Genomic DNA, 10,933 nt, shown 5'->3' with positions numbered 1-10,933 from the left:
GGAAGGGGACCCGCTGGTGTTCCAGGTCCCCGCTAAGCAGCTCGTCAAGGGCTGAGGATCGGGCGCTGGGGGAGAAATCAAGGCGGCCTCCGGGTCGCCTTCCTTCATTCCAGCAACCACTTCTGCATCTCGCGCCAGCCCCCGCGCCCGTAGCCGTCCGCGTCCTCACCCCGCAGCCGTCGCCACTGCCAGGTGGACTCTTCGCGCGTCATGGTCGCCCACTCTCCACTCTTGAGTTGGGCGTGGTACAGCTGGCGCTCCTGCGTGCTGCGGTCATCGGCGGGGAGGGGCTGGCCGGGGCGGAAGTCGGTCACTGCGGGATGGTAGCGCCCTCCGGCACAGCGTTTCCTGAACAGCGTCCTCTCCTCTGATCCCAAAGAAAAAAGCCCCCTCCCGCCCCGGCGCGCAGCCAGAGCAGGAGGGGGCCTGAAGTCAGCGTCTGCGCCGCGCCCGTTGCCGGGTACGCCAGTCGTCGAGGCGTGTTAGCGCACGGCCCACAGTCGCCCGTGGCTCTCGGCCATGACCGTGATGCCTGACCCCGCGACCTCCGAGCTGAACTGCGGCACGATGGTCCCGGCCGAAGCCGTGGTCCGCACGACGCCGTAGATCAAGGCGACATAGGTGGTGGTCGCCGCCTGGACGCCCGTGCCGATCACCTTGTCGGCACTCGCGGTGATCCAGCCGTGGAAGGTCCCTGCGGTGCCGTCTGCCGCTGCCGGGATATCCGCGTTGGCCGCGAGCTGCGCCGTGTTGGTGGTGAGCAGGTTCAGCGCGATGCCGGTGGCCGGGGCGGCCGACTGGAACAGGATCATGAACTCGAACCCGTAGGTGGTGCTGGCGAGCAGGGGAAAATCCAGGCCGGTGATCGTCGCGGGCGTGACGGTGGTGTTGGCCGCCGTATTCGCCGTGATCGCCTTGGTCGTGACGCCGCCGCTGACGGAGACGCTGGCGTTCAGCTTGCCCGCCACGTCGTCGTAGGCGAAGGTGATGCCGCTGTGCGTGCCGGTCGTCAGCAGGGAAGCCGCCGCGTCCTGGGCCTGCTCGTCGGTGTAGCTGCTCAGGCCGTCGAGCTTGCTTTTGTCTGCCGCCGACAGGAAGCCGGGGACGGTGGTGGTCGCGGCATTATGGACGTGCCCGGTAGTCGCCGCCCCGATGCTCGCCGGGGTGATCGGGTCGGTGCCTCCCTCGGCGTGGCTGGCCGCGTGAGGGCTGGGTGTTCCGCCCAGGGCGGGAAACGGCACCAGGCGCTGCTGCCCGTTCTCGACCGTCATATACGGCGCCTGCACGGGCGGCACGCTGAGGGTCGCCGTGTGGCTGTTCCAGACCGTCTCGTCGGGCTTGATGCCCTGGAACTGCACGGTCAGCGTCGCCCCGCCCGTGTCGGTGACGATCAGCAGGCCGTACTGCCCGGGTCCCGCCAGGGAGCCGCCCGTATACGGGCCACCCTTGACCGAGCCGGACTGATCGAGGCTGCCCGCCTGATAGACGGGCGGGCCTTTCCCGGCAGGCGCGGCGGCGTAGTTGGAGTTGGTGCCGTCGTCGAGCGCCAGGCCGTGCATGTCGCCCGAGACGATCACCAGGCGATCATTCAGGCCGTTTTGCTGGAAGAACGTCGCCAGCTCGGCCCGCTCGGTGGCATACATACCCCAGTGGTCCTCGCCCGTGCCCGCCGCGCCGATCCAGGGTTCGGGATTCACCCAGACGATGGCGCGCCCTGCGGCTTTGGCCGCGAGGCAAGTGTCCTTGAACCACTGCTTCTGAGTTGCGCCCAGCTTGGTCTTGCTGGCGTTGTCGGTGGCTGTGGCGGGCGTGGCGAAATACCGCTGGTCGGTGGCGATGACCTGCACGCGCCCCCAGGTAAACGTGTGATACACGCCCTCTGCGGGCAGGGGCAGCGACGGCACATGCGTCCGGTAGACGGCCATCGCCGCTGGCTTGCCCGGCGAGGTTGAGTCGGAGTTGTTGGGGCCGAAATCGTGGTCGGACCAGACATAGCTGGTCCCGACCTGGCGGTACAGCGCCTGCTGTTGACTGACCCCCACGGAGTTGTCATAGGCCGCCCGGTACTGGGGAGGATCGTTGCCGGAGATGTCGCTGTAGTGCAGGTCCCCCATCTGCAACATGACGTCCGGGTTGCGGGCGGCGATGCGGGCGAACACGGTGGATGTGCTGCCGGTCGCCGCGCAGCTGGAGGCGACCAGGGTGAAGCTGGCGGGCGCGGCGGGCGCGGTCTTGAACTTGCCCCGGGCCGCTTGCAGCACCCCGTCGATGACCACCCCGTAGTGATAGACGGTGCCGGGCGTCAGGCCGCCAGGGGTGAAGCGCGCCGTGAGGTCCGGCGCGGCGGTCGTCACCGCGGGCGTGTCCTGCGCCCCGCTGAGGTCGGCGGCCGTGCTGTAGCGCAGCCGCACGCTGGCCGCCGCCGAGGTCTTGGCGACGACCGTGCCCCCGGTCTGGGTGCCGACGCCGCTCCAGGCCCAGCGCAGGGTCGCGGCCGGGGTGCCCGCCGAGGCGGGGAAGAACACGATGGCCCCGTAGGACTGATCTGTGGCCGCGCTGGGGAAGCCCACCGCCGCGTCGAACGTCTCGGCTGCCGCGGCGTCGTGGTAGCCCACGAAACACTCGGGAATGGAGGCGGTCCGGTCCCCCTCCGCCGACCCGGTCGAGGACAGCCGGGTGATGCCGCCCGTGGAGGTGGGGATGACCGCGCCGTGACTGTCGTTCACGTAGGCGACGAGCGCCGTGCCCGCGCCGGGGAGATTCATCGGGGGAAAGTCGATGGCGTTGACGTTGTTCTCGCCGCTGTTCAGGCTGGTGAAGGTGGGCGTGGCGGTCAGGCCGCTCGCCTCCAGCAGGAACAGGGACGAGGAGAGGCGGCCCACGTCCCAGGTGACAATCAGCCCGGTCTCGCCGCCCGCCGCGACCCGGTAGCACAGGGCGGCGGAGGTGCTCGCCGTGGTGTAGGCCTCCAGCAGGGTCCAGCCGCTCGGGGTGGCGATGGCCGTCGGCCCCTTGTCCACGCTGATCAGTGCGAACAGCAGGTTGCCTGCGGTGGCGGGCGCGGCCAGCGTGACGGCGTGCGAGGTGTAGGCGGTCGTGGAGATCAGGTTGGTGTGTTTCTGCTGGACGACGTTCAAAAGGCCTCCCGGAGAGGGTCAGCTCACAGCATCGTGCTGCGGCCGGGCTGAAACACCAGCGAGGTGGCGCTGGAGGCCCACCCGACCGGCTGGAGGAGGTGCCCGGCGGCCGTGGGCGGCGTGGATGTGGTCCGCCCGGGCGCGTAAGGGTCGAGGAACGCCGGTCCCGGCGTCTGGCCGGTCACCGCCGTGTTGACGCCCTGGAAAAAGACGGCGGCCTGCGCGCCGGAGGCGGCCGCCTGGAGCACGAAGCCCGCCGCCTCCCGCCCGAGTTGCGCCGCGCTCGCCCGCCGCGCGCCCTCGGGGAGCACGGCGACCAGGTCCCCGGCCGAGAGCGCCTCGGCCGCCGTGATCAGGGTGGGGGCGGGCGCGCTGGTGCCCCCGGCGACGGCGACGAACGCCGTCCCGGTCCAGCGGCGCCAGCCGGGCGACGGGCCGTCGGTGACCTCGACCCAGGCCCCGCCGTCGTCCGCGCCCAGCAGCGCCGCCACGCCGGGAAGCTGCGCCTCGGTCACGCGCACCGGGACGCGGGGAAAGCGGTCCCGGCTCACGCTCAGCCGCCGATTCGGCTGACGACGGCCCGCATGGAGTTGGTGGCGGGCGCCGGGGTGGCGTTGATGCGGATGGTGTTGGCGTCCACCCGCCGCTTGCGCACGTCGGCGTACTCGCCGGTCGCCACCTCGTAGACCGACACCTGCACCTCGCCGCCCAGCAGGTGCGAGAGGTCGTACTGGGTCGCGCTGCCGTCGCCGAACAGCACGGTAAAGCCCCGGGCCGCCCAGACCGAGGTCTTGAGCTTGAGGGCCGTGATGAACCGCAGGTCGTCGGCGCCGCCGTCCGTCTCGGCCTGGGTGGCGATCTCCGCGATGCCGCTGAGGGTCTCGGTGGCCTGGGAGGCGCCGGTGCCGAAGCTGGCCCAGACGACGTTGTTCGTGCCGATGGCGCCGTTCACCTGCGTCTGCCGGAACGTCTTGCCCGCGTCGGTCCCCTCGTCCACGGTCACGATGGCGCTTTCCAGCTCGTCGAAGGTGCTGGCGTCGGCGGCGCGCACCATCGCGCTCGCCGCGCCCGTCCACAGGTAGACGCCGTTCTCGGTCTGGACGGTCTGCGCCTTGACCAGCACGCGGTCGTTGGCGGCCATCGCCACGCCGTCGATGTTCGCGCCCGGAGAGGCGAGGTTCAGGTTCGCCTGGGTCGCCACCCGCACGTTGTCCTTAAAGGCCAGGCCTTCGAGCAGGCTCTGGAGTTGCTCGAAGGTGACGGGCTGCCCGGCGGCGACGGCGGCAGGCAGGTTGAGAATGCGGTTGGCGGCCTGCATGTCGAGGTCTTTCCAGCGTTTGATGCTCATGGGGCCTCCCTAGGTGATTCGTGCCTCGCCCACGGCGGGCGGCGAGAAGGACAGGCGGGTCTGGAAGTTGCTGACGTGCTCCACGCCGTAGCCCTCCAGGCCCTGCCCGGTGGGGTCCTGCACGGCGATATGGACCGGGCGCAGGCCGAGGTTGTGGTTGACGATCCACACGGCGGCGGCCTGGGCCTGCTGGTGGATGAAGACGGGACCGGCTGCCCCGTCCCGCCCCGGCAGCGGAATGACTGCCACGCCCTCGACGGGAGCTGGCGCCGAGGCGGGCGGCGGGGGTGGGGGCAGCTCGCCCGCGATGAACAGGGGCAGGCCCGGCAGGGTGGGGATGATCTCGGCCCCGGCCAGAAAGGGCAGCTCAGGCGCCATCGCTCACATCCGGCGTCACCTGGACCCGCCCGGTGCAGAGCGTCCAGACCCGGTCGCCCTGGGGGTTGCCGGGACGGGGTTCGGTCAGTTCGACGTCGTACTCGCCGCCGTCAAATCCGCGCATCTGGGTTGCCGGTCCCTCGATGGCGAGGCCGCCTGCCGCCGGGTCGATCCGCAGCGCCCCGGTCGAGCTGCTCAACGCCAGCAGAGGAGGGTCCGGGGCGCCGGGTTCCTCGCGGACGTGCAGGCGGATGCGGGTGAAGCGCGCGGCCAGGGCGGTCAGCTCCTCGGCTGTGGCGCGGCGACGGGTGTTCGGGCCGGTCTGCACCTCGATGGGGATGAGCCTGCTCCAGGTGTCCCCGCGGGTGGCGGTCAGGTCAACGCGGGAAGTGATCATGGGAGCCTCCTCAGGCGGCCGGGGAGGGGCTTAGCGACGAGCGCCGCCGTCATAGGGCGAGGCGTGGCCCGCCTCCAGCAGCAACAGGCTGACGTTGTGCCACTCGCCGCCCCGCCGCAGCCACAGCTCGGCGAGGTAGCGGCCGTAGCGGTCGGTTTTGTGCGAGCGCGCCCGCAGCGCGTCCCCGGAGTCGAGCAGCGCGGCGAGGTAGGTTTTCGCCGCCTCACCCGCCGCCCGGCTGGCGCCCACCCGTTCGGGGGCGTCGATGCCCAGCAGCCTCACGTCGAGGTCGGCCAGCACGTTGAACGGCAGCGGAAAGCGCAGCACGACGGTGTCCCCGTCCACCACCCGCAGCACCTGGAGACGGTCGTAGACGTAGCGGTCGGCGCCCGGATCGGGCGGGAAGGGGGAAAGCTGCACGCTCCCTACTTCAGCGCCACGAACACGGGCACAGCGCCCTTGCTCGCGCGGTAGGCCAGCAGCAGGGCGTCACCCACCTGCCCGGCCATCAAGGTCACCCGCAGGCGAGATCCGGCGGGCACGTTCGGCAGGTTGCAGCTCAGGCGGGTCTTCATGCCGTTGGACTTGCACCACAGCGCCGCCTGGTCGTCGGGCACCAGGCCGCTGCCCTCCACGGTCAGCGCCGGGCCGTCTCCCGCGCGGCCCGGGTCACCGGTCAGGGCGTCAGGGCCAGGGTTGCTCAGCAGTAGGCTCGCGCCGTCACGGGTGAGGGTGGCCGCCTCGCCCGGCTGGGCGAGCTGGGCGACCGGGGCGCAGGAGGCGAACGACAGGGCGGCGACCAGCAGCATCAGGTGCTTTTTCATGTCAGGCCTGCTTTCTTCTTGAGGTCGAGGACGATGTCGAGCACGCGATTGCGGTTGTCGGCGCTCAGGTACGGGCTGCCGTCCGCCAGGTCCGGCACCAGTGGCGCCAGGCGCAGGGCGTACTCCACCGCCACCTGCGCGGGAACGCTGCCCCCGAAGGCCTGCGCCAGCAGTCCGGTGAGCGTGGCCTGCACGGCGGGCGGCAGCGAGGTCAGGCCCCCGAGCGACGGCAGGCCGAGCAGGGCGCGGGGCGCGGTGTCGAAGGCCTCGGGGGGCGGGCCGTCCTCCAGGCCCGAGGGAAGCGGCTCGCTGGCCGCTGGAGGCGCAGCGGGGGCCTCGCGCGGTCCCAGGTTCTCCAGACCGCTCGGCGGGGCCGTGGTGGCCACCGTGGTGGCGACGATGGTCCCCTGGCCGGGCTGCGTGGAGGCAGGAACCGTCTTCTGTGCCGTGGCAGGGCTGCTGGGTTTCGTCGCCCAGGCCTGGGCCAGCCAGCCGAGCGCGGTCTTTAGCAGATCCCGGAAGCCCATCGCCACGCCCGCCGCGACCAGGCCGAAGGCCGCGACCGAGAGGGGCGGCAGCATGCCGTACAGGTTCAACTCGGCCCCGAACCGGCCGTAATGCAACCCGAAGGCTCCGGCCTGGCCCATCACCACTGCGACGCCACGCCACAGCCAGGGGTTGTGAACCTCCCGCTTGTCTTTCAGGGCGCTCTGCTCGACCGCCCGCTTGATGGCCGCGATCAGGAACAGCAGCACCGCGCCGAGTTCGAAGGGGTTGCTGCCCCAGGACACGGGGTCGAACGTGGGCAGTCCCGCGCCCTGCGCCAGCGCCCTGCCGCCGGTTGCCAGCATCAGCAGGGGAAGCAGGAAGTGCAGGGGACCGATCATCGCGCCCCAGGCCATCAACAGGGTGTCCCGCACGAACAGCAGCGCGGCGGCTGTCCAACTCCAGAATCGGTTCATCGTTTCCTCCCGGCGAAAAAGGTGGCGGCCACCTCGCGCTGGAGGTGGCCGCCTGGGGTCAGGGGTGGGGAGTCAGCGTCCCCAGATCCGGTAGGGGTCTGTGGCGTTGACCACCCGCAGGTGCAGGCCTTCAGTCTTCTGGCCTGCGATGTCCATCCAGTGGCCCTTCCCGTCTGGGATCAGGAACACGGGCTTGGGAGGCGGGGGCACCACCGGCGCGGGCCTACCCCCCGCCAGCGCGTCCTGCCACTCGGGCACGGCCACCCGCTCCAGCGGATCAGTCCACTGGACGTGCATCCCGTCCTCGTAGGGGTCCGTCCAGCGGCCGCCCCAGTGCCAGCCACACTCCTCGAAACAGCGGACCACCTCGCGGTTGATCTCCATCCGGGAGAGCGGCACGCCGTACCCGTTCCACTGGGCGTCGAAGTCCAGCGCGATGCCGAAGGCGTGGGTGCTCAGCGGGCGGCGCACGTCGTGGCCCATGTGGCGGCCGTGCAGCGCGCCGTCGAAGGTACGGAGCTTGCCGCTCAGGCCCCGGCGTTCCAGCTCGTCGAAAGTCGCGCGCACGACCCCCTCGATGCGGCGGTGAACCCGGATGCGCGTGACCGTCTTGCCCGGGTAGGGCGGGAAGCCCGGCAGGTCTTTGACCTGAATGTCGACGATGTGGTCGCGTATCCAGGCGGGCGACGGCTCGAACACCCCGCCACCCCGCTCGATGCAGCCGGGTCCCTTGGGGTTGCCGTAGGCCTCGATCAGCTGGGCGGTCAGGTCCCCCCTGGGGCGGGTCTTGATGGCTTGGGCAAAATCAAAACTCATGAGGTCCTCCGGGAACGGGTGGTGAGCGCGGCCTCTAACTCGGCTGTCCGCGCCTCGGCCACCCGGGCGCGGGCGTCCGCCGCCTGGGCCTCCTGACGCAGGCGGGCGTTGTCGCGGGCGAGCACCACCTCGCGGCGGGTGGCGGCCATCAGCCGCCAGGTGATGCCGACCAGCGCGAGGTGCACCAGGGCGTAGGACAGCGTGAGGGGCACGCCCCCGAAATGGCTGCGGGCCAGGTTGAGCGCCATCCCGACCCCCAGCAGCGCCCAGCACAGCCGCTGCGGTAGCGTGAATTCCCGCCAGCGCTTGGCAAAAGCCCGCGCGACGTGGATGACGATGATGGCCCGCAGCGCCTCCTGCACGATGGGCGGCCCGATCACGGTGTCCCCCACGTCGGCCAGCACCGCGCTGTAGGTGTAGGCGAAGACGATCAGCGCGTACAGCGCCCCCACGGTCACCAGGCGGCCCAGGACCCGGTCGCACCAGCGCAGCCAGCGGGCCAGGCGGTCAAGGCTTCGCATCCGGTCCACCCCCTTCTTTCGGGGCTTCATCGTCCGGCGGCTTGGGCGGCGTGAACGAGACGTTGATCCCCTTGAGCTTGGCTGCCAGCTGCCCCAGGCTCAGCAGACCGTTCCAGAGCGCGCCCAGCGCGTCCCGGCCGATGTAGGCGCCCAGGATGCTCAGGCCGATGCTGGCCCGCCAGTCGGCGGTGCTGGAGCTGAAATGCTCGAATACCGCCGTGATCAGCAGGGGCACGCAGATGCCCGCCATGACGCCCAGGCCCACGTCACCCCAGAAGCGCATCAGCACGAAGCCGTCCCCCTCGCGGCGCTTGGCGGCCTCGTTGCTGAGGGAGGTGGCGAGCGCGGCAAGGAACACGAACAGCAGCTGCCAGGCCTCGGCCTGTGAGAGCGGGAGGCCGCTGCTGCTGGCCTCGCTGGCCGTGAGCGCCGTGGCGACCATGATGACCAGGGCTTTTTCCATCACGGTCTCCTTTCCGGCACGCGCTGCCAGCGGCCGCGGTCAAGCTCTTCGACCCACCACCTGGCGGGGACCCGGCGGGTGAGTTTCTGCCCGCGTTTCAGGGTGAAGAAGCCGGGAGGGGCGTCGGGCTGGGTCCCGGTGGGGGAACGGAAGCGGAATTTGAGGACGCCGCTCTTGGGGCAGTCGGCCCGGGGGGTGACGACGACGATGCGGCCCAGCCAGGGGAAGGTGCTGGGGCGGGCGGTGACCTGCGCCCGGCAGACCGGAGCGGGGGGAGAGACGGTTGGGGGCGCCGCGAGCAGCAGGGCGCCGAGCAGCAAGGCGAGGTTAGCCACAGCCGTGCGCCCGGGGGCGCGCCGTACTGGGCAGGGGGGCCGCCCCGGTGGATGGGGCGGCCCGGAGAAGACGAGTTGGGCGCATGGGCCTCCTCTCCCGGCAGGAATGAAAGTGTCCCGCCTCAGGGCCGGGGCCTGGGCGGGCTGGGGGGTGGAGCAGGTTTACTTCACGCAACCGATGACCACGCCCGCCGCCTTCCAGCGCTCGCGCATCTCGGCCTCGGCAGCAGCCTCGTCCTCCAGCGTGGCGGGGGTGTTCACGCGCGTCACCCGCAGTTCAGTGTGCTTCTTGCCTGGCTCCCGCTCACCTGTCGCCACGTCATAGCCGTTGCCCATGACGGTTTTACCGTCCGACGTGATGGCGGTGTACTGCAAATACATGTCCTCAGCGTGGTTGTTGTACCAATACGAGGGGTTGCCCACCCAGTTCGTGTAGTCGCTGATCTGGAGCGCGAGGTGGTTGCGCCCGATGCGCGATTTGCCGTCTGCCCTCAGCGGTGCGGCGACGTAGCCACTGCGGATGACCTTGCCCCGACGCAGAGTGTTGTCGTGTCCTGCGCCGATGCCCGTCGCGTAGTTCGCGCCTGCCGTGACGAGGTAATCCTCGAAGGTGATGAAGCTGGGGAGCGCTGTCCCGGTGGGAGAAGCGAACAGCGCGTCACCCGCGAGGCCGCCACCACCCGAGTAGGGCACGCCGCAGAAGGTGTACTGAGTCCCGTCATAGAACGGGTCGTAAGCCCAGCAACCGCGCACCATGAACTCTCGCCAGACGTGCCCATGTCCAATGCCGCCGACCTCAAAGCCCGAGCTTTGGTAGTAGCTGCCCGCGTCCTCGACGTACCCCCCGTTCACATCCACCCACAGTTCGGTGTACTCAGCCAGACTGTGCTTCATCCCGTAACACTGGGCGAGCTGGAATTGGTTGGCGACCTTGAACCCGGTATCCACCACGGCAGAGCTGCGCCAGAGTCCGGGGCCTGCCGACTTGCGACCGTCAATGTTGTGGAAGTACGAGTAGCCCTGGTAAAAGCCCTCCCCAGCGGCGTTGCTCCCTCTCCAACCTTGCAGGTAGACGCCACCCGTCCCGTAGTGCTCACAATGCAGCTCGCGGTAGTCAATGAAGCCCTCGACCGCGACCGAGCGGCCTGGATAATGCCCGTCCACATTGGGGTTGCCGGAAAAGAGAATCACGTTCTCCAGATCGAGACGTGCCCCGTGACGGATGACGTGAGCGCCGCCGCCTTCCCTGCCGTACCCAAGGAGGTTGCTGCGGCGGATGCGGACTTTGCGGCCCGTGTTCACTCGGACGGCGGGACGGTCTGCGTTGGGCTGACGGAAGTTCCCGATGAGTTCCACGGACCCATCCGTGAGGAACTTGATGCGCGGGTCCATGCCGGAGAACGGCTGATCGGGAACATCCACCGCCACGCCCCACGGAATCTTGCTCGGGTCGCGCTCGCGCACGGCGCGCTCGGTCGGAGCCGGCGGCACCACCACAATCGGCGCGGGCCTGGTCCCCAGCGGCAGGCGGCCACCCCGAGGGCGGTACTTCTCGGCCGCCGCGTCATCGGCGGGGTTTGCCGCCGGGGTGCCCGCTGGAGGCACCCATTCGCGCTCGTACGTGAAGGTGGCGGGGTCCCCGGTCAGCCGGTAGTAGCCCAGTCCCAGCGCCACGATGTCGGCCGCCGGACGCTTGACCTTGATGCCCAGCGTGGGGTGCAGCGTGAGGAATAGCAGTTCGTCCGCCACGGC

The 10,933-nt window shown here is 70.3% G+C and carries 14 protein-coding genes; all 14 read right to left on the bottom strand.

What is annotated here, in order from left to right; translation table 11 throughout:
• Nucleotides 1–104 precede the first annotated feature (104 nt).
• Entirely contained in the window at nucleotides 105–314 is a 210-nt protein-coding gene (locus tag HNQ09_RS09545) for a hypothetical protein (protein ID WP_184028396.1), read from the bottom strand.
• Between the two features lie 168 nt (nucleotides 315–482).
• Nucleotides 483–3,137 carry an alkaline phosphatase D family protein gene (locus tag HNQ09_RS09540; RefSeq protein ID WP_184028393.1) on the bottom strand — a complete coding sequence of 885 codons (2,655 nt, stop codon included), beginning with the start codon at nucleotides 3,135–3,137 and terminating at the stop codon, nucleotides 483–485.
• A 23-nt stretch (nucleotides 3,138–3,160) separates the two neighbouring features.
• Nucleotides 3,161–3,688, bottom strand: coding sequence for a hypothetical protein (locus HNQ09_RS09535; RefSeq protein WP_184028391.1), 528 nt, complete (start codon nucleotides 3,686–3,688; stop codon nucleotides 3,161–3,163).
• 2 nt (nucleotides 3,689–3,690) lie between these two features.
• On the bottom strand, nucleotides 3,691–4,485 hold the full coding sequence (locus HNQ09_RS09530; RefSeq protein ID WP_184028388.1) for a hypothetical protein: 795 nt from the start codon (nucleotides 4,483–4,485) through the stop codon (nucleotides 3,691–3,693).
• Between the two features lie 9 nt (nucleotides 4,486–4,494).
• Complete coding sequence (locus HNQ09_RS09525; RefSeq protein WP_184028385.1) at nucleotides 4,495–4,863, bottom strand: hypothetical protein; 369 nt, start codon at nucleotides 4,861–4,863, stop codon at nucleotides 4,495–4,497.
• Entirely contained in the window at nucleotides 4,853–5,260 is a 408-nt protein-coding gene (locus HNQ09_RS09520) for a hypothetical protein (RefSeq protein WP_184028382.1), read from the bottom strand. Before HNQ09_RS09520 ends, HNQ09_RS09525 begins: the two co-directional genes overlap by 11 nt.
• A 30-nt stretch (nucleotides 5,261–5,290) precedes the next feature.
• The gene (locus tag HNQ09_RS19255) at nucleotides 5,291–5,680 is read right to left on the bottom strand and encodes a thermonuclease family protein (RefSeq protein WP_184028379.1); all 390 of its coding nucleotides are present in this window, start codon (nucleotides 5,678–5,680) and stop codon (nucleotides 5,291–5,293) included.
• A 5-nt stretch (nucleotides 5,681–5,685) separates the two neighbouring features.
• On the bottom strand, nucleotides 5,686–6,084 hold the full coding sequence (locus HNQ09_RS09510; protein ID WP_184028377.1) for a hypothetical protein: 399 nt from the start codon (nucleotides 6,082–6,084) through the stop codon (nucleotides 5,686–5,688).
• Nucleotides 6,081–7,046 (bottom strand): hypothetical protein, encoded by a 966-nt coding sequence (locus HNQ09_RS09505; RefSeq protein ID WP_184028374.1) that lies wholly within the window; start codon nucleotides 7,044–7,046, stop codon nucleotides 6,081–6,083. The genes HNQ09_RS09510 and HNQ09_RS09505 overlap by 4 nt, the downstream gene beginning before the upstream one ends.
• Before the next feature lie 72 nt (nucleotides 7,047–7,118).
• The gene (locus HNQ09_RS09500) at nucleotides 7,119–7,862 is read right to left on the bottom strand and encodes a M15 family metallopeptidase (protein WP_184028372.1); all 744 of its coding nucleotides are present in this window, start codon (nucleotides 7,860–7,862) and stop codon (nucleotides 7,119–7,121) included.
• Nucleotides 7,859–8,383: a hypothetical protein gene (locus HNQ09_RS09495; protein WP_184028370.1), complete on the bottom strand. Its 525-nt coding sequence runs from the start codon at nucleotides 8,381–8,383 to the stop codon at nucleotides 7,859–7,861. Before HNQ09_RS09495 ends, HNQ09_RS09500 begins: the two co-directional genes overlap by 4 nt.
• On the bottom strand, nucleotides 8,370–8,846 hold the full coding sequence (locus tag HNQ09_RS09490) for a hypothetical protein (RefSeq protein ID WP_184028368.1): 477 nt from the start codon (nucleotides 8,844–8,846) through the stop codon (nucleotides 8,370–8,372). The genes HNQ09_RS09495 and HNQ09_RS09490 overlap by 14 nt, the downstream gene beginning before the upstream one ends.
• On the bottom strand, nucleotides 8,846–9,181 hold the full coding sequence (locus tag HNQ09_RS09485) for a hypothetical protein (RefSeq protein ID WP_184028365.1): 336 nt from the start codon (nucleotides 9,179–9,181) through the stop codon (nucleotides 8,846–8,848). Before HNQ09_RS09485 ends, HNQ09_RS09490 begins: the two co-directional genes overlap by 1 nt.
• Nucleotides 9,182–9,343: 162 nt before the next feature.
• Nucleotides 9,344–10,930: a hypothetical protein gene (locus HNQ09_RS09480; RefSeq protein ID WP_184028362.1), complete on the bottom strand. Its 1,587-nt coding sequence runs from the start codon at nucleotides 10,928–10,930 to the stop codon at nucleotides 9,344–9,346.
• Nucleotides 10,931–10,933 lie beyond the last annotated feature (3 nt).

Origin of the sequence: Deinococcus budaensis (assembly GCF_014201885.1) — a bacterium.
Taxonomy (GTDB): Bacteria; Deinococcota; Deinococci; order Deinococcales; family Deinococcaceae; genus Deinococcus; species Deinococcus budaensis.
The sequence above is the reverse complement of the archived record's forward strand: the minus strand, read 5'-3'. Positions and strand labels throughout refer to the sequence as shown.

Excerpts from the sequence above, each read along its gene's own strand:
- HNQ09_RS09520 (WP_184028382.1), bottom strand. The coding sequence starts at position 5,260 with ATGATCACTTCCCGCGTTGACCTGACCGCCACCCGCGGGGACACCTGG.
- HNQ09_RS09505 (WP_184028374.1), bottom strand. The coding sequence starts at position 7,046 with ATGAACCGATTCTGGAGTTGGACAGCCGCCGCGCTGCTGTTCGTGCGG.
- HNQ09_RS09530 (WP_184028388.1), bottom strand. The coding sequence starts at position 4,485 with ATGAGCATCAAACGCTGGAAAGACCTCGACATGCAGGCCGCCAACCGC.
- HNQ09_RS09525 (WP_184028385.1), bottom strand. The coding sequence starts at position 4,863 with ATGGCGCCTGAGCTGCCCTTTCTGGCCGGGGCCGAGATCATCCCCACC.
- HNQ09_RS09500 (WP_184028372.1), bottom strand. The coding sequence starts at position 7,862 with ATGAGTTTTGATTTTGCCCAAGCCATCAAGACCCGCCCCAGGGGGGAC.
- HNQ09_RS09510 (WP_184028377.1), bottom strand. The coding sequence starts at position 6,084 with ATGAAAAAGCACCTGATGCTGCTGGTCGCCGCCCTGTCGTTCGCCTCC.
- HNQ09_RS09495 (WP_184028370.1), bottom strand. The coding sequence starts at position 8,383 with ATGCGAAGCCTTGACCGCCTGGCCCGCTGGCTGCGCTGGTGCGACCGG.
- HNQ09_RS09490 (WP_184028368.1), bottom strand. The coding sequence starts at position 8,846 with ATGGAAAAAGCCCTGGTCATCATGGTCGCCACGGCGCTCACGGCCAGC.